Source organism: Telluria sp. LT1R51-2 (assembly GCF_059685775.1).
The window spans coordinates 2,752,548-2,773,531 of the sequence record NZ_JCASIM010000001.1 but is presented as its reverse complement, the minus strand read 5'-3'; the positions used below and the strand labels follow the sequence as shown (position 1 = coordinate 2,773,531).

The window sequence follows — 20,984 nt, the reverse complement described above, 5'->3', positions numbered from 1 at the left end:
GTGAAAATTTGTTCTCACGTCACGATGTGTCGATTTGTCCCCCTTCGACGTGCCCTTGAAATGAGAATCGTTCTCATCTAAGATGGGTGTTGGTTCAGGAACAGGAGGTGCAGATGGCCGCATACCGGGAAGCCGATGGCCTGGCTGGCGAACACGTGACGTTGCTACGGGCACATGCCGACGCGCAGGCGCGCTGCAGTGTGCTGCTGCAGTCGCAGGCCGTGCGCATCGCCGCCATCGAAGCGCAGCTGATCCGCGCGCGGGGTGCGACGATCCGCGCTGCAACGGCACTGGGCTGGGAACGCGAAGACCGCGCAGCCCTCGATGCGGCGCTGCCGGGACTGGGCCGACGCGTGGCCTTGGGCCGCCAGGTGGCCGCGTTGCAGACGCGCGTGCGTGAGCTGATGCGCACGCTGCAGCGCCGTGAGCTGGCCGGGCAGACGGGCAGCGCGGGCCATCCGGGGCATACGCCAGCTGGCGTCGCGGCGGACCTGGAAGCGAGCCTGCAGGCAGCCGACCTGGTGATTTGCCAGACCGGGTGCATGAGCCACGGCGACTACTGGCGCGTGCAGGACCATTGCAAGCGCACCGGCAAGCTGTGCATGCTGGTGGACCAGCCAGACGGCTTGCAGATCGTGCGCATCCATCGGCCCCATGAGGTGTTGTCATCCTGAGCTACAGCGCAAAGAGGATGTCGCTGATCCGGTCGTACAGCGGATCAGCCGATGGCCCTTGATTGGGCCAGTTCAGGATATCGAAGTGGTCGTATCCCGGGTAGTTGCCCAGAAAGTTCCACGTTCCGCGCAGCGCCGTGCCGTTGTAGTCGCGTACCGTATGCCCGCTAGGTGCGCGCATGCTGACCGTGTTGACGACGCCATCGCTTGGGAACCAGTCGCTGTCGATGCGCACCCGGTTTGGCACATTGACGGTGTAGCTGCCCATGCCGCGCTGGGCGGCCGAGGGCACGATCCACTCGCCGGCGAACGATTTGAAGTAGGGCATCATGTCGGCGCGCGCGTACTGGAACGCCGTTGTCTGGATCGGTGCGATCGCGCGGTCGGTGCCGTTGCAGCACCAGCTGCCGCTGGCGGTGGCCACCGTGCCCACTGAAAAATAGTAGACGTTGGTGGAGGTCAGCGCCCACCGGTTGAATTCGCGGGCGCCGTCTGGCGCGAGTTCCCAGCTGGCAGCCCGGTTGCGCAAGATGTCGCGCAGCACGATCGGAACATTGGGCAGGATAGTCAAGACCGCGTCACTGAGCGTGGTGCCATCGTGTGGCGCCGAGATCGTCGTCGCGCTGCGGATCCAGCCCGTCTTGCCGCCCTTGAACAGCGCGCCATCGCCTTCGTCCGTCGTTGCGCCGTGTTCCAGTAGCTGGATCAGTGCACGGATGGTCGTGCCGCCCTGGCTGTGGCCGATCATGTGGATCGGGTGGTCACGGCCCCACTGCGGATAGAGCGCCGGCGGATAGGCGTGCGGATTGTCGCGTGGGTCGGCGGCCCAGCATTTGCCAGGCGGCTTTTGCACCTGGCCCGGCACGCCTTGTGCGGCAACGTGCGCCTTGCCATAGTCGACGCAGCCGCCCTTGATCTGCGCATACAGCTCGGCGGCGCGGTCCCAGTTCGACGCGATCGGGCTGACGGCGGCGGCAACCACCGTGTGCGGGCCGCGGTAGACCTGCATGTGCGCCGCGATGTCGCCATAGCCGCCCCAGTAGTTGAAGCCGCTCTTCTGGAACTCGTCGGGGCCAAAGCCCAGAAAGCCGTGCACCAGCACGACGGGATCGTTGTTCGCGCCATGGGCGACGGGCGCGGCCAGCAGCCCGAAGACGACGACGAGGAGCGCGGCAGCGCAGGCGTGGACGAGACGAACCATTGGTATGCTCCGGACAATGCGACAGCCGCATTGTCTGATGCATCACCAAGCTGCGGTTTGCGCTGGATCGACCGGACGCACAGTAAAGCGAACTCATGCAGGAAGAACTGCGCAGGCCGCTTGACAAGCCTGCGCGATCAGCGCGCGGTCGTACTGCCCACCGATGTCGTCGGGTCGGAGTCGGCCATCAGGTTCGGCGCCGGCATCAGCGCTGCCGTGGCGGCCGCTTTTTCGGCCCGGTCGATGCGCTCGTCATGCCAGACCACATAGTCGTCGACCGAGTACAGCCGGCATGGCTCCCTGCTCTTGGCCGAGCAGGTCGCCAGTGCGCGTCCGTCCGGATCTTCGCCTTCCTCGGCCCAGGTCCAGCCGCCGCTGGCCGACACGGCAAACGCGCGCGGCGTCATCTTGGTCAGGTAGTCGCGGTAGGCGCGGCGGCCGTTCTCGGACAGGAACGGTACGGCGGCGATATCGTCGACCTGCGCATAATCGGTGCGCGCCGGGGAGGGCGGGGCAGCGACGTCGACCACGACGGCGGTCGGCATGCCGATCTCGCGCAGGAACTGTTCAGTATCTTGCAGCCAGACTTTTTCGCCGTCGCGGCTGGCCAGCATGCCGTGCGCGTCGCGCTTGAAGGCGGGAAATTCGACCAGGCGGCCACGGCCGCCGGCCGCCGCATAGGCGGCGTGCATGCGGCTGGCCAGCTCCGGGCCGAACAGTGAATCGTTCTGGCCGTACATCCACAGGCTCGGGACTTTTGCCTTGGCGCCGTAGTCGGCGAAGGCCGCCACCAGTTGCGAGCGCCACGCGCAGCGGTTGCTGTCGTCGCGCAAGCCGCCTGCAAAATTGATCAGGCCGCGCACGCCCGGTAGCGCCTCGGTCCCCAGTGCGATGGCCGCCAGCCCGCCGTACGACTGCCCGGCCACGATCATGCGCGTGCCGTCGATCCACGGTTGCTGGCGTGCATAGGCGAGGGTGGCGCGGATGTCTTCGGCCTGCGTGTAGCCGTTGGCCGTCATGTCGCAGCCGCGATCGCGGTAGCGTCCGCCCGACTTGGAAAAGCCCTGGCGCATCGGCACCATCACTGCGTAACCGCGCTTCACGAACACGGACGCCATATGATAGAAGCGGTCGCGCGACTGCAGGTTCGGGCGGCCAGGGTCCTTGCCGTGATTGATGACGATCAGGGGGAACGGGCCGGCGCCATCGGGCTGGAAGACGGTGGTCTCGAGCAGCACATCGTCCAGGCCGGCCGGCACCCGGATGACGTGCTCGTTCATCCGGTAGTCGAGCGTGCTGGCGACGGGCGGTGATGCCGGTAGTTCCTGCGAATGTGCAAATGCGGGCAGCATGGCCAGCGCGGCAAGCGAAGCGGAGATCAGGGTGCGGATGGCGTGGATGTTCGACATGGCTGACTCTGGAAATGCTGCCTTACGAAACAATTTCCGTACGGAACAATTTGAGTCTAGAGCCAATAAATCCGTAGGGCAATATCTGGTTGACTAACTTTCAGATTAAATGTTTCGGGTGTGGCGAAAGCGCCATCCGACGTGAATTTGAGCAAAGGCGTAAGATAGCGAGCCTGACAACTACGGTGAAACAGCAGGATGAGCAAGTACGCGCCACGCGAATGGGCACCCGACGAAAAGCCGATGCTGCCCGGCTCTCCGTCCACGCCAGCGCACACCACAAAGCTGCGATTGGCCTATCTGGCGGTCGGCATCCTCGTCACGATCACGGGCGGCCTGGGCAATGCGCTGGTTGCCGTCAACCTGATCAATCTGCAGGGCGTGCTGGGCGCGTACCAGACCGAAACGGCCTGGCTGCCGGCCGCCTACGTGATGGCCAATGCATCGATGAACCTGCTGCTGGTGAAATTCCGGCAACAGTTCGGCCTGCGTCTGTTCACCGAGTGCTTCCTGGTGCTGTACGCACTGGTCACGCTGGCCCATCTGTTCGTCAACGATCTCGGCTCGGCCATCGCCGTGCGCGCCGCCCACGGCATGCTGGCCGCCGCCGTCAGTCCGCTGGGTCTGTATTACACGCTGCAGGGGTTCAAGAAGGAGTGGCGCCTGAAAGGCATCGCGATCTCGCTCGGCACGGCTCAGCTGGCGCTGCCGCTGGCCTATATCTTCTCGGGCGACCTGCTGCGCATTGCCGAATGGCGCGGCCTGTACATGTTCGAGCTGGGCCTGGCGCTGGTGTCGCTGGGCGCCGTGCTGCTGCTCAAGTTGCCACCGGGTGACCGCATCAAGGCGTTCCGACCGACCGATTTTGTGACGTTCGCGCTGTTCGCGCCGGGGATGGCGCTGCTATGCATGGTGCTCACGTTCGGGCGCATCTTCTGGTGGACCGAGCAGGCGTGGATCGGCGTGGCGCTGGCGGTGTCGATCTTCCTGCTTGCTGCCGCGATGTGCGTCGAGCACAACCGGGCCAATCCGCTGCTGAACCTGCGCTGGCTGACCAACCGCAGCATCCTGCGCGTCGCGCTGTCCTTGCTGCTGGTGCGCATCGTGCTGTCCGAGCAGAGCGTGGGCGCGGTCGGCTTCTTGCGCGCCGTGGGCCTGGACAATAACCAGATGCAGTCGCTGTTCCTGTGCGTGCTGGCGGCTACCGTCGCCGGCATCGTCGTGTCGGCCCTGACGGTCAATGTGAAGCACCTGATGGCGCCGCAGGTCATTGCGCTGGTGCTGATGGCGCTGGGCGCCTGGATGGATGCGCATGCCAATAACCAGACCCGCGCCGAGCAGATGTACCTGAGTCAGAGCCTGCTGGCATTTGGCGGCACGCTGTTCATCGGGCCGTCGCTGATTTCAATGATCGTCACGGTGATCGGCAACCCCGGCGCCCTGATCAGTTTCTCGGTGCTGTTCGGCCTGACCCAGAATCTGGGCGGCCTGATCGGCTCTGCGCTGGTCGGCACGTTCCAGATCATGCGCGAGAAATTCCACTCGTCGACGATCGTCGAGGGCCTGAGTCTGCTCGATCCGCTGGTGGCCGGGCGCATCCAGTCCGGCGCGGCAGCGGCCGGGCAATTGCTGGCCGACCCGGCCGCGCGCACGCGCCAGAGCCTGGCGTCGCTGGCCGCCAGCGCCACGCGCGAAGCCAACATCCTGGCCTACAACGACGTGTTTTTGATGATCGCCCTGATCGCCGCCACGAGCGCGACCTGGATCTTCCTGCACGCCGTCTGGATGCATTACAACCCGCCGGAAGCGGCAGCGGCACCAGCGCCGGCACCCGCAGTCCCTGTCAATAACATTCCCGCACCCATTACCGTCACCGATTGATATGTCAGAACCTGTTCCTACCCCCGCGCGCCCGAAGCGCAAGATCATCCTCAGTGCGCTGGCCTTTGCCGCCATCGCGCTTGCCGGCATCCTGATCGTGCTGTACGCCTGGAACCTGCCGCCGTTTCGCAGTGCTCTGCAGGCGACCGAGAACGCGCTGGTGCGCGGCCAGGTGACGATCATCAGTCCGCAGCTGAGCGGCTACGTGACCGAGGTGCGCGTGCAGGATTTCCAGACCGTCAAGAAGGGTGAGCTGTTACTGCGCATCGATGACCGGATCCCGATCCAGCGCCTGGCGCAGGCACGGGCCGAACTGGCCAACCGCAAGGCGGCGCTGGCCAACTTCGCGCAGACGAACGCCAGCGCCCGCGCGACCATCGCCCAGAACCAGGCGCTGCTGGCATCGAACGAAGCGCAGGCCCGGCGCAGCAGCGCTGACCTGCGCCGCGTGGAAGAGCTGGCGGCCGACGGCTCGCTGTCGGCACGCGAACTCGATGCCGCGCGCGCCACCCGCGCCCAGTCCGCGGCCAGCCGCGACCAGGCGCGCGCCTCCGTCGAGATCGCCCGCCAGAGCCTGGCGTCGGTCGGCGTCAACCGCGCCGCCCTCGAAGCCGCGGTTGCCAGCGCCGAAGCAGCCGTCAAGCTGGCCGAAATTGACCTGGCCAATACCAACATCACCGCGCCGCGCGACGGCCAGCTGGGGCAGGTGACCGTGCGCCAGGGGGCTTTCGTGAATGCGGGTGCGCAGCTGACTGCGCTGGTGCCGAACCAGATGTGGATCATCGCCAACCTGAAGGAAACGCAGATGGCGGGGGTGGCAGTCGGCCAGCCGGTCAGTTTTAGTGTCGATGCTTTGGGCGGCGCGAAGCTGCGCGGCCACGTCGAGCGCATCGCGCCGGCCACCGGCTCGGAGTTTTCGGTGATCGCACCGGACAACGCCACCGGCAACTACGTCAAGATCGCCCAGCGGATTCCTGTGCGTATCAGCATTGACCCGAACCAGCCGCTGGCCAACCGCCTGCGGCCCGGGATGTCGGTGGTGACCACAATAGATACGGCCGCTGCCACCACGGCGAACGCGGGGCAGCGGTGAAGCGGCGCTTGGTGGTTCTGGCGGCGCCACTCCTGTTGGCTGCCTGCGCGATGGCGCCGCAGCCGGCGCCGCCGTCCTCGGTGACGGTGCCGGTGGCATGGCGCATGACCTTGCCCGGCGCGAATGCCAGCGTCGAACGTGACTGGTGGCGCGCATTCGGCGATCCGGCGCTGGACGCCCTCGTGCAACAGGCGCAGGCGAACAACGGCGACCTCAAGGTGGCCCGCGCGCGGCTGCAGGAATACCAGGCGCGCATTCGCGTGGCCGACAGCGCGCGTCTGCCGGCGCTGAACCTGTCGCTGGCGCCGACGCGGGCGCGCGCCATCGGCCCGCAAGGCACGCCGATTGAATCGACGTCGCTGGTGGGCGCGGTGCAGGCCAGCTACGAGCTGGACCTGTTCGGCCGCGTGGCCAACACCGTCGAGGCAGCGCAGTTCGAGGCGCTATCGCAAGAGGCAGCGCTGGAAGCAGCGGCGCTGGCGGTGGCGGCCAATACGGCATCGGGCTACCTGAACCTGCTGGGTCTGGACGCCCAGCTGGCGCTGGCCAAGGCCACGCTGGCCTCGCGCGAGCGCTCGTACAACCTGGCGCGGCACCAGTTCGAGGTGGGCTACAGCTCGCGCCTGGAAATGTCGCAGGCCGAAGCCGAATTGCACGCGACGGCCGGCACCGTGCCGCAACTGGAGCGGCAGGTGGCGCAGCAGGAGCAGGCGCTCAATCTGCTGCTGGGTGCGAGTCCAGGGGCGATTGCGCGCGGTACCGATCTGCTGTCGCTGCGCGAGCCGACCCCGGGGGCCGGCTTGCCATCCGAACTGCTGCGGCGCCGGCCCGACATCGCCCAGGCCGAGCAGGCCATCGCGGCGGCCGACGCCAGCCTGGCTGTGGCGCGCGATGCGCTGCTGCCGTCGATCCGGCTGACGGCGTCGCTCGGGGCAGGGGCGGGCGGCATCACGCAATTGCTGCGTTCGCCAACGGAATTGTGGAGCATCGGCGGTAGCGTTCTTGCGCCCTTGTTCGACGCGGGCCGCCTGCGTGCGCAGGCGGAGATCGCCGGCACGGTGCGCGATCGCGCCATCTATGGCTATGAGACCGTGGTGCGCACCGCGTTTGCCGAGACCGAGAATGCGCTGGCGTCGATCGATGGCCTGCAGCGGCAACTGGTGGAAGCCGAGGCACGACGCGCGGCGGCCGGTGAAGTGCTGCGCGTTGCCCACAACCGCTACACGAATGGCTATGCGTCGTACCTGGAAGAGCTCGACGCGCAGCGTACGGCGTTCAGTGCCGATCTCGCGGCGCTGCAGCTGCGCACGAGTTTGCTGGCTGCGCACGTCGATCTGTACCGTGCACTGGGCGGTGGCTGGACGCCGGCGCGGTGACGGGTGCGGCTGGCTTGAAACGTGCTGTCTGTGTGAGGTGTTTGCGGGCGCAGTCGGCCTGCATCTGTCGCTGGATCACGCCGGTGCAGGCGCAGGCCCACTTGCTGATCCTGCAGCATCCGCTCGAAGTGGGCAATGCCAAGAACAGCGCGCGCTTGCTGCATTTGTGCGTCACCGGCAGCGTGATGGCGACCGGCGAAGCCTTCGATACCGGGGTGCTCGACAGCCTGCTGCATGCGGATGGGCGCACGCCCGTGCTGCTGTATCCGGCCACGCCGGGCGACGCGGGCTTGCCGATGCCGCCACAAATGCCGGTTCTGCCCGCCGAGGCCCTGCGGCTGGTGCTGCTCGACGCCACCTGGCGCAAGAGCCGCAAGATGCTGTACTTGAACCCGGCGCTGCAACGGCTGCCGCGGCTGGCGTTGACCGACGTAGCGCCGTCGAACTACCGCATTCGTAAAGCGCACGCGCCGCATCAGTTATCGAGCCTGGAAGCGGCGGCGCAGGCGCTGGGGCAGCTGGATGGCGCGCCTGGACACTTCGGTCCGCTGCTCGACGCCTTCGACGGGTTTGTCGCACAACAAGCAGCCTATACACACGCTTGCGCTGCCGGATCACTCGCAGGCAACATAAGTCAATCTGATGAACAGGACGTGAACCGTTTAGTGGGTCGTTAGAACGAAACACTCGTGACGGTGAACCGCATTTTGACCTGTTTCCTGTATGATCAAATCATGCAAGAACAATCCTCTACCTCCCCCACGGTGTACTACGACGGCGGCTGTCCGGTATGCACCCGCGAGATCGCCCTCTATCAGCGTCAGGACGGAGCAGACCAGGTTTGCTGGGTCGACGTCGCCCACTGCGCGCCCGAAGCGCTTGGCCCGGGACTGAACCGCAAGGCCGCCATGGCGCGCCTGCACATGCGTCGTCCCGATGGCACCCTGACCAGCGGTGCGGAGGCTTTCACCCTGCTGTGGCGGTCCCTGCCGCGCTGGGCCTGGCTTGGACGGCTGCTGGGGTCCAGGCTGGCATTAGCGTTGCTGGAGCCGGCCTATCGCCTGTTCCTGGTCATGAGGCCGTTATGGCGCGGCCGCGGCAGCAAGCGATGAGCGGCACGAGCCTACGGGTGGCGGTGGTGGGGGCCGGCATTGCCGGCGCCACCTGCGCGCGCGCGCTGGCCGATGCCGGGCATGCGGTGCAGGTGTTCGACAAGTCGCGCGGCGTTGGCGGGAGGATGTCCACCAGACGCGTAACGCTCGCCGAGGCCGTGCTGGGCCTGGATCATGGGACGCCGGGCTTTGCTGCCACGAGCATCGACTTCGTTGATTTCGTGCAGCAGGGGCAGCGCACCGGGCTGCTGGCGCGCTGGACGCCTCACCTCGCCCCGCACAGCGCAGCCCTGCCTGGCGGCGCGATGTGGGTTGCCACGCCCGACATGCCGGCCCTGTGCCGCGCGTTGTTGAAGGACCTGCCGTTGCATACGTTATGCACGGTCGATGGCGTGCGTCGCAGCGGCGCAACGTGGTCTCTGGAGGTTGCTGGTGTGCCCCTGGCCGATGGCTTCGATGCCGTGGTGTTGGCAATCCCGCCGCAACAGGCGGCCGTGCTGCTGGGCGCGCATCGCCCGGATTGGGCCGCGCGCGCGCAGGCCGTGCCGATGTTGCCCGTCTGGGTCTTGATGGGCACAACCGATGCGCCCACAACGGGCTGTGACTGGGACCTGGCGCTGCCCGCATCCGGCCCGTTGGCGCTGGTGCTGCGCAACGATGTCAAGCCGGCGCGCACAGTGCTGGCGGGGCAGGCCCAGTGGGTGGTGCACGCAACGCCCGACTGGACCGGCGCGCATCTGGACACGCAAGCCGACCAGGTGCAGGCGATGCTGCAGGCGGCGCTTGCCGATTGTGTCGGCGGTGCTCCGGCCTGGCGTTTCGCGGCCGTGCATCGCTGGCTGTATGCAACGCTGGCAGCGGTGCCCGGTGACGAGCCGGCCGCTGGCGCCTGGTGGGACGCGGGCAAGGGGCTTGGTGTGTGCGGCGATGCCCTTGCCGGCGGCGGTGTGGAAGGCGCATGGCGCTCCGGTCGCGCGTTGGCAGCGCTGGTGTCTGCTGCTGCGAGCGGAGACCAAACATGAGCGCGCTTGCCGATGAAATCGCGCGCTTCGACCGACTTGGCGCCACCTGGTGGGACCCGAACGGGCCAATGCGACCGCTGCATGTCACGAACGCGTTGCGCCAGGCCTATCTGCTGGCATGCATGGCGTCGCATTTCGGCCGCGCCGAGATGTCGCTGGCGGGGCTTCGCATCCTCGACGTCGGCTGCGGCGGCGGACTGCTGTCCGAACCGCTGGCGCTGCGTGGCGCGCAGGTGGTCGGCATCGATGCCTCGCCTGGCAACCTGGCGGCGGCGCAACGCCACGCCGCTGCCAGCGGCGCGGTAGTCGATTATCGCCTGGGTGAACTGGAGACTGTCCTGCGGCCCGATGAACGCTTCGACGTCGTATTGGCGCTCGAGGTGGCCGAGCATGTGGCCGACCCCAACGCCTTCATCGAAGAGGTAGCCCGGCGCGTTGCGCCCGGTGGTCTGCTGCTGGCGTCGACAATCGACCGCAGCTGGAAGAGTTATCTGTTGGCCATCGTGGCCGCAGAGTACGTGTTGCGCGTGCTGCCGCGCGGCACACACCAGTGGCGTCGCTTCGTCAAACCCGCCGAGATGCTGGCTGCCGCCACCGGCGCCGGGTTGCAGCGGATCGATCTGCGCGGCATGCGTTACCTGCCGGTGTTGCATCGGGCCTCATGGTGCAGCGATACGAGCGTGAACTATCTGGCGACCTTTGCCCGTCCGCATAACTAGCGGCTTGCGTGCGTCTTGAATTTGGTGAGGTAGCGGCGTAATATACTGTATAAACATACAGTATGGAGCAGCGGCCATGATCGACACCGATGAGCCCATCCGCCGCGAGCGGGTAGAAGAACACATCATGCTGGCGCCGCCGCGCGTTGCACGCAAGGGGCGTGGTGCGGTGTCGAATATCCAAGGACGCTATGAGGTCAACGGTCGCGAGCGTTTTGACGATGGCTGGTCTGATGCCGATTCTGAATCGGCTGCCGGGTCGACCGGTGAATCGGCCGCGTTCAAGACCGTGGTCACCGACGAGTTCGCCAAGACGATCCTGTCGCGCAACACGTCGCCTGATATTCCGTTCAGCGTGTCGCTCAATCCCTACCGGGGTTGCGAGCACGGCTGCATTTATTGCTTCGCGCGGCCCACGCACAGCTATCTCGGCCTGTCGCCGGGCCTTGATTTTGAATCCCGGCTCTTCGCCAAGGTGAATGCTCCCGAACTGCTGCGGCGCGAACTCGCCAAGCCCGGCTACGTCCCCGAGCACATCGCCATTGGCGTGAACACCGACGCCTACCAGCCCTGCGAGCGTGAGCGTCAGATCACGCGCCAGGTATTGGAGGTATTGTCCGAATGCCGCCACCCGCTTGGCCTGATCACCAAGTCGTCGCTGATCGAGCGCGACATCGACCTGCTGGCGCCGATGGCGGCCAACAACCTGGCCTGCGCGGCAGTAACGCTCACGACACTCGACGCCCAGATTTCGCGCACGCTCGAGCCACGCGCGGCCGCGCCAATGCGCCGTCTACGCACGATCCGCACGCTGACTGACGCCGGCATTCCCGTCAGCGTGAGCGTGGCGCCGATCATCCCGTTCGTGACCGAGCCCGAGATCGAACGCATCCTCGAAGCGGCGCGCGATGCCGGCGCGGTCGGCGCGCACTACACGGTGCTGCGCCTGCCGCACGAAGTCAATCCGCTGTTTCAAGAGTGGTTGCAGGCCCATTTCCCGGACCGCGCGCAGCGGGTGATGAACCGCATCCGCGAGATGCGAGGCGGCAAGGATTACGATGCCGACTTTGCACAGCGCATGCATGGTGACGGCGTGTGGGCCGACCTGATCCGTCAGCGCTTTGAAAAAGCAGTCGAGCGCCTTGGCTTCAAGTCCTTGCGCGGGCGTTTCGGGCGGCTCGATCGCTCGCAATTCCGGCGGCCGGTGGTCGTGCCCGCGACGACACGCCGCGGCAGTGCGCAGGGGGCGGGGCAGCTGGACCTGTTCTGAGAATGCAGCTGATGCGCCAGCGCTGAACGCAGATCTGCACAGCCTCCTGCTTACACCTGCTTACAAGCGCTTAACCGCACACAACACCTGGTCAGCAGAGAATCGGTCGATCATCAAGGACACCGACTCATGAAACGACTTCGCGCCACCATTCTTTGCCTTCTCTTTCCCATTGTCGCCGCAAACACCTGCCGGGCAGGCGAGCCGGTCGTGGTTCCCGCTGCCGAATTCCAGGCTTTGGTCTCGGCCTATGCGCTGGTAAAAACCCGGTATGTCGACGCGCCGGACGACAAGAAGCTGCTCGAAGGGGCGATCGCCGGCATGCTCGCCTCGCTCGACCCGCACTCGGGCTTTCTGAACAAGGACGAACTCGATGCCGTCCGCAAGGACGAGGCTGGCGAGTACACCGGCATCGGCATCAGTGTCGATTTCGCTGCCGCAGACATGGTGGTAACGGCCGTCACCGCAGACTCACCGGCATACCTGGCCGGCATCGAGCCGGGCGATACGGTCGCTTCGATCGATGGTGTGACGCTCTCAGGCATGCGCTTGCCCGAGATTGCGCGACGGATGCGCGGCGTGCCCGGCAGCGCGCTGGACATCGGGTACCGGCGGGGCGGCAGCGGCGCCGTTCGTACCGCCAGGCTGCACCGGGCCGCGTTGCTGGCGCAGACCGTCACGACACGTGCGATGCCAAACGGCGTCGCGTGGATCCAGGTGTCGGCATTCGAAGGGCGCACCGCGCACGATCTGGTTGCCGCCTTGAAAACGCTTGATGCAAGCGGGGCGCCGCGCGGCATTGTGCTCGACGTGCGCAATGATCCGGGCGGTTTGGTGTCGGCCGCGGTCGGCGTGGCCGGCGCGTTCCTGCCGGCGGGGACGCCATTATTTCGGCGCGCGGGCGTGCCACCGCTGCCGATCCTGCTGCCCCTGCCGCTGCCGCTGCCGAAGCCACCGTCACGGTCGATCCGCGGTTCTACCAGCGGCCAGATGAGCCGGACGTTCTGGCCGACCTGCCGACATGGGCGCGAACGGTACCGCTGGCGGTGCTGGTCAACGGTGCGTCGGCATCGTCCGCCGAATTGCTGGCCGGCGCATTGCAGGACCACCGCCGCGCCACCGTGCTTGGCTCGCGCACGTTCGGCAAGGGTTCGATCCAGAGCATCTTTCCGCTGACCGGCGACAGTGCCGTCAAAATCACGGTGGCGCGCTACTTCACGCCCAATGGCCATGAAATCCAGGCACGCGGGATCACGCCGGACGTGATCGTGGCGCCGGATCCCGCTCGTCACGATGCGTTGGGGCTGGCATTGCGTGAAGAAGACCTGGCGCAGCATCTCGCTGCAATCCTGCCTGCACCGGATGACACGCCGCCCGCAACACGTGCCGGCGTGGAAAGCACGCGCATGTTCGGCACGCGCGACGACAAGGCACTGTCGGCTGCCGTCAGCTTGCTGGGGCCGGGGCCGCAATTAGGGAAGGTTCGCCATGTTGACAGCGTGCTGGGCGCACTGGCTCCCGGCCTGAAGCAACTTGGCGCAGCGCTGAAACGGTGGTGACGCGCCGGTTAAGTTTCGGTAAAGCAGCACGACAGCCATCTGCCTTGCGCTTATATTCGTGATCGTTCTTTCTGACCATGGGTATCGTATGCCATTTCCAAACACGTTCTCACGCTTGCCTTGTTCGCTGCGCATCTGCCTGCTGTCACTGGCCATGGCCGGCGCCGGCACGGCGCATGCGGTACCACTGACCGATCTGCGCGCCGAAGACCTGCTGCCAATGGCGGGCGACCTGAAACAGTCGCTTAATTTGAGTCCCAACCAGCAAACCCTGTGGAGCAAGGCCGAAGCAGAATCGCGCACGATCCTGCGCGATCGCGCCCGGCGCCGCACCGCGCTGCAGGAATGGGCCAGGACCTTGCTGGCCAGCCCGGACGCCGACCTGCGCAAGCTGGACGCAGCCACCGACGCCGAAAGCGCGACGGCAAACGCCGAGGACCGGCAACTGCGCACGCTGTGGCTCGACGTGAACGATGGCCTCGACGACAACCAGCGCCGCCGGGTCGCGGGCCGCCTGGGCGAGCAGTTACTGCGCGTGGTACCCGACGGCGGCGGGCGCGGCGCGGCGCCCGCTGGGCCGCGTGACGAGCAGAACCGGCGCGGCGGGCCTGGCAACGGGCGCGGCCCGGGCGGCGGTTCGGGACCGGGTGGGCCGGGCGGCGCGTCGTTGAACTTCGGCGGCTGATCAGGCGCCGACAATGGGTAAAATGTCACTGATGAGCGCGTTTTATTCTAAGATGCGGCATTGACAGGCGCCGATGCGCGCGCCGTCCAGTCGCCTCGATAAGAATCCATGACCACACCAGTGACACCAGGGCAGGCCGGCTTTCCCGGTAGCCGCCCGAACGAGGCCGGCGCTGCCGCCGTGACGATGGAGCAGGGCTTGCAGGCTGCCGGCGTCGGCAAGTTTCAATACCGTATTTTCCTGATCTTCGGCCTGGTCTGGCTGGCCGACGCGATGCAGGTGCTGTCGATCGGTTTTTCTGCGCCATCGATCGCGAAAACCTTCGGGCTGTCGATGCCGCAGGCCTTGCAGACGGGGACCGTGTTCTTTGTCGGCATGCTGATCGGCGCCTTCGTGTTCGGGCGCCTGGCGGACCGCATCGGCCGCCGGCCCGTGCTGCTGATGGCAGTAGTGATCGACGCCTGCTTCGGCGTGGCGTCCGCATTCGCGCCCGATTTCACGTGGCTGCTCGCGCTGCGCCTGATGACGGGCATCGGCGTGGGCGCAACGCTGCCGGTCGATTACACGATGATGGCCGAATTTTTGCCCAGCGACCGGCGCGGGCGCTGGCTGGTGCTGCTCGAATCGTTCTGGGCGCTGGGCACGATTGCCCTGGCCGTGCTGGCCCTGTGGGCGGTCGGTTGGGGTGACGATGCGTGGCGCGTGATCTTCTTTGTCACCGGGATTCCGGCGCTGATCGGCATCGTGCTGCGCTGGTATATCCCCGAGTCGCCGATGTACCTGCATCGCAGCGGCAAGCCGGAGCAGGCGCGCGCGGTGCTGGAACGCGTGGCCAGGACCAATGGCCGCGCGCTGACGATGCCGCCGTTGCTGCCCGAAGCGCCGGTCAAGACGACGCTGCTGTCGCTGTTTTCGGGCGGACTGCGGCGGCGCAGCGTGGCGCTGTTCGTCGCCTGGGGCCTGATCTCGATTGCCTATTACGGCGTGTTTGTCTACCTGCCGATCCGGCTGAGCGCGGAAGGCTTCGGCTTCATGCGCGGCCAGGAATTTTTGATCGTGCTGGCGCTGGTCCAGTTGCCCGGCTTCGCGCTGGCCGCGTATGGCGTCGAACGCTGGGGCCGCAAGCCGACGCTGGTCGGGTTTCTGCTGCTGAGCAGTGTTGGCTGCCTCGGCTACAGCCTGGGCAGCTCGACCGTGCTGGTCGTCGGTTCGACGCTGTTGATGAGCTTTGCGCTGCTGGGCACGTGGGGCGCGCTGTATGCGTTCACGCCCGAGGTCTACCCGACCCGCCTGCGCGCCAGCGGCATGGGCATGGCCGGCGCAGTTGCCCGCTTCGGCGGCCTGTTCGCGCCGGCGATCGTCGCGCCGGTGATGGCGACGCATTTCACGCTGGCGCTGATCATGCTCTCTGGCTTTTTGCTCATGGGCGCGATCGCCATCCTGTGCGTGGACACCGAGTCGCGCCAGCGCGCGCTTGACTGAATCGTTGAGTTGTCGCGGCGGCTCGGCTAGGATGTCGCATCGATCATTACAGGATGCAGGCATGGGTGAGCAGGGGGCAGATAGTCGGCTGGTGGTGTTCGTCGGCGCCGAGTCGACGGGAAAATCGACATTGGCCAGCAAGCTGGCGCGCGAGCAGGGCGCGCAGTTCGTGCCCGAAATCGGCCGCGTCATCTGGGAAGAAAAGCAGGGCCAGCTGGTGGCAGCGGATTATGTCGAGATCGCCGAACGGCACCGCGCTGCCGAAGACGCCGCTGTCGCGAACGCGGGCGGCGACTACGTCTTCGTCGACACCAATGCACTGACCACGCTGCTGCTCGGCCTGCGCTTCGGCCAGGTCACCGAGCCGGTGCCACCGGCCCTGCTACGCTATGCGCGGGAATGCCGCACGCGCTACCTGCACCATTTCGTGTGCGCCGACGATATTCCCTATGAAGAAGAGCCCGGCGTGCGCGAAAACGCGGCGTGGCGCACGCAGATCCAGCAGCTGGTCCTGGAAGACCTGGACCGGCGCGATATCGGCTACACGATCCTGACGGGTTCGCTCGAACAGCGTGCTGCGCGCGTGCTGGCCACGCTTGCAGCCATCGCGCAGCAGACCGACTCAAACGCTGACCCCGTCACGCGTACTGCTGCGTAACGCCCATGGCCGCCAGATGCCGCTCGATCTCGAACACGTGCGGATCGGGCTTGCCCAGCGCGCGCAGTGACTGGGCCAGGCCCAGCAGGTAGTCGCTGTTCGGGCCGCTCGGGCCGCGCGCCGTGGCGATCTGGCGCGCAATCGCGTGCTCGTCGGCCGGCCCAAGGTACGCTGCATTGTCGTGCGTGGCGATGTAGACGATGCCTTCGTCGCTGCTGCCGTCGTCAAAACGCATTTGCGTCGCCAGGCGCAGGTAGCCGTTCTTTTCGCGATGGTCGAGATGCGCAAATTCTTCGGGCGTGACGAGAAACGCCATGCCATGGCAGACCGCGTCCGGGTCTGGCACGAGCGTCACCACGCGTCCCGGCGCCGTCTCGGTGCCGCGGTGATCGTGCGAGCCTTGCCAGAAGCGTCGCGTCCAGCCGCTGATCGAGGCGGCCCGCTGTTCAAGAAACGGGAAATCAGGTTTGAAGATCAAAGAGCCGTAGCCAAACAGCCAGACGCTGGCATGGCCATCGAACTTGTTCATCTGGCGGTTGATCGCAATCGTATCGAGGGACATCGCTGGTCCGATAAAAAAAGACACGACCCATTGTAGCGTGCCTTTTTGTGAGAATCAGCCCTCTCCTTGCGCCCGTTTTACATATGCAAACAGGAAATCCAGATAACTCTCGACGGCCGGCGACAGCGACCGCCCTGGCCGCGTGTAGACAAAAAAGCGGCGCTGCACGGTCGGCGCATCGAGCGGGCGCATCGTCAGCCCGTACAGCGTGGCCAGCGGTTCGGCGTAGGGCAGGCACACCGTCACGCCCAGGCCCGCACTGACCATCGCCAGCGCCGTTGTCATGAAGGTCACCTCATGCGCCGGCGTGAGCGCGATGCCCGTGCGCGCGTCCTGCACCGCGTCGAGCAGCAGCTCGGTGAACTGGCCCTGCAGCGAAATGAACGGGTGGCCTGCAGCATCCTGCCATGTCACGCGCTCGAGCGCGGCCAGCGGATGCTGGTGTGGAAACACCAGCGCGAACGGCATGGTAAACAGTTCGCGCGCCAGCAGCGGCGGCGCGGGCGTGCGTTCCGGGCCGATGCCCACGTCGGCTTCGCCCGACAGCACGCGCGTGATGACGCCCTCGACTTCGGTATCGGCCAGGCGCACGACGATCTCCGGGTGCTGCGCGCGGTAGGCGGCAATGCTGGGCGGCAGCAGTGTGCACGCCATCAGCTGTGGCGCCGCGATGCGCACGACGCCTTTCTTCAGGCGCGTATGGTCGGCCACGTTAGCCAGCGCACCGTCCAGGTCATCGATGATCTGGCTAAATAAGGGCAGCAATTCGCGGCCGATGTCGGTCAGGCCGATCCGGCGCGTGCTGCGGTCGACGACCCGGGCGTCCAGCGTCTGCTCGAGTTCCTTGATCAGGCCAGACAATGCCGACTGCGTCACGTGCAGGGTCTGCGCGGCCAGCGTGAACGTGCCGGTTCTGGCCAGCGCAACGAAGGCGCGCATTTGTCGCAAGGTTGGATTCATCAGATGGATTGATTAGATAAACTGATATATCGAGCTGAAAAATATCGTTTGTATGATAGTGCGTTTTACCTTGTAATGGCGGCTACTCAGCAATAACAAAAGGATAGTCCATGAAACTCGCCACCCTCAAAGCCGGCGGCCGCGACGGCACTCTGGTCGTCGTCAGCCGCGACCTGGTCACCTGCCAGCAGGTCCCGGCCATCGCGCGCACGCTGCAGGCCGCGCTCGACAACTGGGATGCGTGCAAGCCGCAGCTCGAAGACGTCTATGCCCAGCTCAACGATGGCAACGCCGACAGCGCCGAATCGTTCATCGAGGCCGCCTGTCACTCGCCACTGCCGCGCGCCTACCAGTGGGCCGACGGCTCGGCCTATATCAACCATGTCGAGCTCGTGCGCAAAGCGCGCGGCGCCGAGGTGCCGGCGTCGTTCTACACCGATCCGCTGATGTACCAGGGCGGTGGCGATTCCTTCGTCGGCCCGATGGACCCGATCGCGGCGCTGTCTGAAGACTGGGGCATCGATCTCGAAGCCGAGGTGGCGGTGGTCACGGGCGACGTGCCGATGGGCGCCGACGCAGCCGAGGCCGCCAGCGCCATCCGTCTCGTCATGCTCGTCAACGACGTGTCGCTGCGCAACCTGATCCCGAACGAGCTGGCCAAGGGCTTCGGTTTCTACCAGTCCAAGCCGGCCAGCGCGTTCTCGCCAGTGGCGGTCACGCCCGACGAATTGGGCGACGCGTGGCAGGGCAACAAGCTGCATCTGCCAATCCTGGTCACGCTCAACGGCGCCGCGTTCGGCAAACCCAACGCCGGCGAAGACATGACCTTCAGTTTCGCCCAGCTGATCGCGCACGCGGCGACCACGCGCGAGCTGTGCGCGGGCAGCATCATCGGCTCGGGCACCGTGTCGAACAAGCAGGGCGGGCTGTATGGATCGAGCGTCGAGCATGGCGGCGTCGGCTATTGCTGTCTGGCCGAAGTGCGCATGTATGAAACCATCGAAGGCGGCGCCCCGAAGACGCCGTACCTGTCATTCGGCGACACGGTGCGCATCGAGATGCTGGATGCGGGCGGGGCCAGCATCTTCGGCGCCATCGATCAGGAAGTCGTCCGTTACCACGAGAGGCAACCATGAAACTGTATACCTACTTCCGCAGCTCGGCCGCCTACCGGGTGCGCATCGCGCTGAACCTGAAAGGGCTGGCGTATGACGCGGTGACGGTGCACCTGCTCAAGGATGGCGGCCAGCACCTGCAGGACGCTTATCGCCAGATCAACCCGAGCGGCCTGGTGCCGTCGTTCCAGGATGACCGCATCACGCTGTCGCAGTCGCTGGCCATCATCGAGTATCTCGAAGAGGTCTTTCCGGACGTGCCGCTGCTGCCCAAGGATGCGCCGGGCCGGGCGCGCGTGCGCGAGCTGGCCCAGATCATCGGTTGCGACATCCACCCGATCACCAATCTGCGCGTGCTCAATTACCTGGCGCGCGAGATCGGTGTGCCCGACCAGGCAAAGAGCGAGTGGTACCGCCACTGGGTGATCGAGGGACTGCAATCGCTCGAAGCCCATCTGGCACGCGATCCGGGCGCGGGGCCATTCTGCCATGGCGCCCAGCCGACCATCGCCGATTGCTACCTGGTGCCGCAGGTATTCAATGCGCAGCGCTTCAATATCGATGTGTCGGCCTATCCGAATATCGACCGCATCAATGCGCTATGCGTGGCGCTGCCCGCGTTCCAGGCCGCGCACCCGTCGCGCCAGCCCGATTCCGAATAGCGCGCGGGTGGATGAGAAAGGTGGCGGCGCGCTACAATCGCCGCCTCTTTCCATTGCCATTTCGCCATGACCGATAACGCCGCGCCTGCCTTCAGTCCTATCGCCATTCCTGCACCGATCCTGCAGGCCCTCGACCTGGCCGATGCTTCGTGGCGTCCGATCCTCGAAGCGGGGCTGCAGGCGGTGGCCCGCGCCAACCCTGATTATTTGCCGGCGCTGGCGCAGGACGATTACGTCCCCACCGAACACCGCATGTTCGCCGCCTTTGCCCAGCCGCTGGACAAGGTACGCTACGTGCTGGTGGGGGAGGGGCCGTACCCGCGCGCCGCAAGCGCTACCGGCGTGAGCTTCATGGACGGCGCCGTGGGTGATCTGTGGAGCGATGCCGGCCTGTCCAAGCCCGTGAACCGGGCCACGTCACTGCGCAACTTCATGAAAATGCTGCTGGTGGCCAGCGGCCAGTTGCAAGCCGATGCGACGAGCGGCGAGGCGCTGGCGCCAATTGCCCGGGCCGCGCGCGTTGACGGCTCGATCCAGACGCTGGCGCAGTTGCAGGACAATCTTGTGCAAGAGGGTTTTTTGCTGCTGAACGCTGCGCTCGTGTTTCGCAAGCATGTCAAGCCGGTCATCGACGCGCGCGCCTGGTTGCCGTTCCTGCAGACGGTGCTGGCGGCGCTGGCCGCCCAGCCGCAGGTGCCGACGCTGGTTCTGTGGGGCAAGATCGCCGAACAATTGCAGAAGTTGCCAGAGACGGCCGCGTTCCCGCAGGCGGTGGCCGAGCATCCTTACAACCTGAGTTTCATCGGGCATCCGGGCATGCAGGCGCTGTTCGGGCCGATGGCGTTGTTGCGGGCCCGTTGACAGGGCCTGGCGACCGCGTATTCGTCATGAACATGACCCGCCGTTTTTGGGGTGGTCCAAGACAAGATCACCACGATTTGCTATACTTGACTAAATCGTTCAACTAATCAGGTCTTTCCCCAGCTTCACAGGGAAACATGCCGCAAGAGGCGGCGCCGACTTGGTACTTGGACAAGAGAAATATTTTATCATTCACCGGGGTTGAAATGCGTCTGACCACCAAAGGCCGTTTTGCTGTCACTGCGATGATCGACCTTGCCATGCGTCAAGGCAATGGTCCGGTCACGCTGTCGGGCATCAGCCAGCGCCAGGCCATTTCGCTGTCGTACCTCGAGCAGCTATTTGGCAAGCTGCGCCGCCACGAGATCGTCGAATCGATCCGTGGGCCGGGCGGCGGCTACAGCCTGGCGCGCGCGGCGGGCAAGGTGACGGTGGCGGACATCATCATCGCCGTCGACGAGCCGCTCGATGCAACCCAGTGCGGCGGTAAAGAGAACTGCCATGGCGCTCACACCGACGGCGCCCGCTGCATGACCCACGAACTGTGGACCACGCTGAACGAAAAAATGGTCGACTACCTCGATTCGGTATCGTTGCAAGACCTGGTCGACCAGCAGCGCCAGAAAGAACAGAACGTCGTGCACGTGCACCGCGGCGCCCCCGCCGCAGTCGGACATAACTAA

Annotated in this window: 21 protein-coding genes and 1 pseudogene; 18 read left to right on the top strand and 4 right to left on the bottom strand. The window is 65.9% G+C overall.

The features are described 5' to 3' along the window. Window positions 1–113: 113 nt before the first annotated feature. Window positions 114–674 carry a DUF2325 domain-containing protein gene (locus AC56LH_RS12175; RefSeq protein WP_499646357.1) on the top strand — a complete coding sequence of 187 codons (561 nt, stop codon included), beginning with the start codon at window positions 114–116 and terminating at the stop codon, window positions 672–674. A 1-nt stretch (window position 675) separates the two neighbouring features. Here the strand turns inward: AC56LH_RS12175 and AC56LH_RS12170 are convergent, their stop codons facing one another. Both AC56LH_RS12170 and AC56LH_RS12165 read right to left on the bottom strand, forming a co-directional pair. Then, window positions 676–1,875 (bottom strand): esterase/lipase family protein, encoded by a 1,200-nt coding sequence (locus AC56LH_RS12170; protein WP_499646355.1) that lies wholly within the window; start codon window positions 1,873–1,875, stop codon window positions 676–678. Between the two features lie 137 nt (window positions 1,876–2,012). Further along, a complete protein-coding gene (locus tag AC56LH_RS12165; RefSeq protein ID WP_499646353.1) occupies window positions 2,013–3,284 on the bottom strand; it encodes a dienelactone hydrolase family protein in 1,272 nt (423 codons plus the stop codon). Window positions 3,285–3,482: 198 nt separating this feature from the next. On the opposite strand from AC56LH_RS12165, the gene AC56LH_RS12160 reads away from it, so the two are divergent. From AC56LH_RS12160 to AC56LH_RS12100, 13 genes and pseudogenes are all read left to right on the top strand, one after another. Then, a complete protein-coding gene (locus tag AC56LH_RS12160; RefSeq protein ID WP_499646351.1) occupies window positions 3,483–5,165 on the top strand; it encodes an MFS transporter in 1,683 nt (560 codons plus the stop codon). Window position 5,166: 1 nt separating this feature from the next. Next, on the top strand, window positions 5,167–6,258 hold the full coding sequence (locus AC56LH_RS12155; RefSeq protein ID WP_499646349.1) for an HlyD family secretion protein: 1,092 nt from the start codon (window positions 5,167–5,169) through the stop codon (window positions 6,256–6,258). Further along, entirely contained in the window at window positions 6,255–7,634 is a 1,380-nt protein-coding gene (locus AC56LH_RS12150; protein WP_499646347.1) for an efflux transporter outer membrane subunit, read from the top strand. Before AC56LH_RS12155 ends, AC56LH_RS12150 begins: the two co-directional genes overlap by 4 nt. Next, window positions 7,616–8,311, top strand: coding sequence for a tRNA-uridine aminocarboxypropyltransferase (locus AC56LH_RS12145; RefSeq protein ID WP_499648461.1), 696 nt, complete (start codon window positions 7,616–7,618; stop codon window positions 8,309–8,311). The genes AC56LH_RS12150 and AC56LH_RS12145 overlap by 19 nt, the downstream gene beginning before the upstream one ends. Before the next feature lie 12 nt (window positions 8,312–8,323). Next, window positions 8,324–8,746, top strand: coding sequence for a thiol-disulfide oxidoreductase DCC family protein (locus AC56LH_RS12140; RefSeq protein WP_499646345.1), 423 nt, complete (start codon window positions 8,324–8,326; stop codon window positions 8,744–8,746). After that, window positions 8,743–9,768, top strand: coding sequence for an NAD(P)/FAD-dependent oxidoreductase (locus AC56LH_RS12135; protein ID WP_499646343.1), 1,026 nt, complete (start codon window positions 8,743–8,745; stop codon window positions 9,766–9,768). The genes AC56LH_RS12140 and AC56LH_RS12135 overlap by 4 nt, the downstream gene beginning before the upstream one ends. Beyond that, window positions 9,765–10,487 (top strand): bifunctional 2-polyprenyl-6-hydroxyphenol methylase/3-demethylubiquinol 3-O-methyltransferase UbiG, encoded by a 723-nt coding sequence (gene ubiG, locus AC56LH_RS12130; protein ID WP_499646341.1) that lies wholly within the window; start codon window positions 9,765–9,767, stop codon window positions 10,485–10,487. Before AC56LH_RS12135 ends, ubiG begins: the two co-directional genes overlap by 4 nt. A gap of 76 nt (window positions 10,488–10,563) precedes the next feature. Further along, on the top strand, window positions 10,564–11,757 hold the full coding sequence (locus AC56LH_RS12125) for a PA0069 family radical SAM protein (protein WP_499646339.1): 1,194 nt from the start codon (window positions 10,564–10,566) through the stop codon (window positions 11,755–11,757). A gap of 129 nt (window positions 11,758–11,886) precedes the next feature. Further along, window positions 11,887–12,627 (top strand): annotated as a pseudogene (locus tag AC56LH_RS12120) (S41 family peptidase); the annotation flags it as partial. A 176-nt stretch (window positions 12,628–12,803) separates the two neighbouring features. Beyond that, window positions 12,804–13,316: a S41 family peptidase gene (locus tag AC56LH_RS12115; protein ID WP_499646337.1), complete on the top strand. Its 513-nt coding sequence runs from the start codon at window positions 12,804–12,806 to the stop codon at window positions 13,314–13,316. Window positions 13,317–13,404: 88 nt separating this feature from the next. After that, complete coding sequence (locus AC56LH_RS12110) at window positions 13,405–14,001, top strand: hypothetical protein (protein ID WP_499646335.1); 597 nt, start codon at window positions 13,405–13,407, stop codon at window positions 13,999–14,001. A 186-nt stretch (window positions 14,002–14,187) separates the two neighbouring features. Further along, the gene (locus AC56LH_RS12105; protein WP_499648459.1) at window positions 14,188–15,483 is read left to right on the top strand and encodes an MFS transporter; all 1,296 of its coding nucleotides are present in this window, start codon (window positions 14,188–14,190) and stop codon (window positions 15,481–15,483) included. Between the two features lie 61 nt (window positions 15,484–15,544). Next, the gene (locus tag AC56LH_RS12100) at window positions 15,545–16,141 is read left to right on the top strand and encodes an AAA family ATPase (RefSeq protein ID WP_499646333.1); all 597 of its coding nucleotides are present in this window, start codon (window positions 15,545–15,547) and stop codon (window positions 16,139–16,141) included. Here the strand turns inward: AC56LH_RS12100 and AC56LH_RS12095 are convergent. Both AC56LH_RS12095 and AC56LH_RS12090 read right to left on the bottom strand, forming a co-directional pair. Continuing rightward, window positions 16,122–16,703, bottom strand: a complete 582-nt coding sequence (locus AC56LH_RS12095; protein WP_499646331.1) for a gamma-glutamylcyclotransferase — start codon at window positions 16,701–16,703, stop codon at window positions 16,122–16,124. The two genes, AC56LH_RS12100 and AC56LH_RS12095, sit on opposite strands and share 20 nt — an antisense overlap. A 54-nt stretch (window positions 16,704–16,757) precedes the next feature. Beyond that, entirely contained in the window at window positions 16,758–17,663 is a 906-nt protein-coding gene (locus tag AC56LH_RS12090) for a LysR family transcriptional regulator (RefSeq protein ID WP_499646329.1), read from the bottom strand. 110 nt (window positions 17,664–17,773) lie between these two features. On the opposite strand from AC56LH_RS12090, the gene AC56LH_RS12085 reads away from it, so the two are divergent. From AC56LH_RS12085 to iscR, 4 genes are all read left to right on the top strand, one after another. Next, window positions 17,774–18,799, top strand: coding sequence for a fumarylacetoacetate hydrolase family protein (locus tag AC56LH_RS12085; protein WP_499646327.1), 1,026 nt, complete (start codon window positions 17,774–17,776; stop codon window positions 18,797–18,799). Then, window positions 18,796–19,440, top strand: coding sequence for a maleylacetoacetate isomerase (gene maiA / locus AC56LH_RS12080; protein ID WP_499646325.1), 645 nt, complete (start codon window positions 18,796–18,798; stop codon window positions 19,438–19,440). Before AC56LH_RS12085 ends, maiA begins: the two co-directional genes overlap by 4 nt. A gap of 66 nt (window positions 19,441–19,506) precedes the next feature. Next, window positions 19,507–20,301, top strand: a complete 795-nt coding sequence (locus tag AC56LH_RS12075) for a uracil-DNA glycosylase family protein (RefSeq protein WP_499646323.1) — start codon at window positions 19,507–19,509, stop codon at window positions 20,299–20,301. 206 nt (window positions 20,302–20,507) lie between these two features. Next, on the top strand, window positions 20,508–20,984 hold the full coding sequence (gene iscR, locus AC56LH_RS12070) for a Fe-S cluster assembly transcriptional regulator IscR (RefSeq protein ID WP_332530980.1): 477 nt from the start codon (window positions 20,508–20,510) through the stop codon (window positions 20,982–20,984).

Bases quoted from the DNA above. Each gene is read 5' to 3' on its own strand.
- AC56LH_RS12165 (WP_499646353.1), bottom strand. From the start codon at position 3,284: ATGTCGAACATCCACGCCATCCGCACCCTGATCTCCGCTTCGCTTGCC.
- AC56LH_RS12095 (WP_499646331.1), bottom strand. From the start codon at position 16,703: ATGTCCCTCGATACGATTGCGATCAACCGCCAGATGAACAAGTTCGAT.
- AC56LH_RS12110 (WP_499646335.1), top strand. From the start codon at position 13,405: ATGCCATTTCCAAACACGTTCTCACGCTTGCCTTGTTCGCTGCGCATC.
- AC56LH_RS12160 (WP_499646351.1), top strand. From the start codon at position 3,483: ATGAGCAAGTACGCGCCACGCGAATGGGCACCCGACGAAAAGCCGATG.
- iscR (WP_332530980.1), top strand. From the start codon at position 20,508: ATGCGTCTGACCACCAAAGGCCGTTTTGCTGTCACTGCGATGATCGAC.
- AC56LH_RS12090 (WP_499646329.1), bottom strand. From the start codon at position 17,663: ATGAATCCAACCTTGCGACAAATGCGCGCCTTCGTTGCGCTGGCCAGA.
- AC56LH_RS12135 (WP_499646343.1), top strand. From the start codon at position 8,743: ATGAGCGGCACGAGCCTACGGGTGGCGGTGGTGGGGGCCGGCATTGCC.
- AC56LH_RS12175 (WP_499646357.1), top strand. From the start codon at position 114: ATGGCCGCATACCGGGAAGCCGATGGCCTGGCTGGCGAACACGTGACG.
- AC56LH_RS12085 (WP_499646327.1), top strand. From the start codon at position 17,774: ATGAAACTCGCCACCCTCAAAGCCGGCGGCCGCGACGGCACTCTGGTC.
- AC56LH_RS12075 (WP_499646323.1), top strand. From the start codon at position 19,507: ATGACCGATAACGCCGCGCCTGCCTTCAGTCCTATCGCCATTCCTGCA.
- AC56LH_RS12105 (WP_499648459.1), top strand. From the start codon at position 14,188: ATGGAGCAGGGCTTGCAGGCTGCCGGCGTCGGCAAGTTTCAATACCGT.
- maiA (WP_499646325.1), top strand. From the start codon at position 18,796: ATGAAACTGTATACCTACTTCCGCAGCTCGGCCGCCTACCGGGTGCGC.
- AC56LH_RS12170 (WP_499646355.1), bottom strand. From the start codon at position 1,875: ATGGTTCGTCTCGTCCACGCCTGCGCTGCCGCGCTCCTCGTCGTCGTC.
- AC56LH_RS12125 (WP_499646339.1), top strand. From the start codon at position 10,564: ATGATCGACACCGATGAGCCCATCCGCCGCGAGCGGGTAGAAGAACAC.
- AC56LH_RS12100 (WP_499646333.1), top strand. From the start codon at position 15,545: ATGGGTGAGCAGGGGGCAGATAGTCGGCTGGTGGTGTTCGTCGGCGCC.
- ubiG (WP_499646341.1), top strand. From the start codon at position 9,765: ATGAGCGCGCTTGCCGATGAAATCGCGCGCTTCGACCGACTTGGCGCC.
- AC56LH_RS12155 (WP_499646349.1), top strand. From the start codon at position 5,167: ATGTCAGAACCTGTTCCTACCCCCGCGCGCCCGAAGCGCAAGATCATC.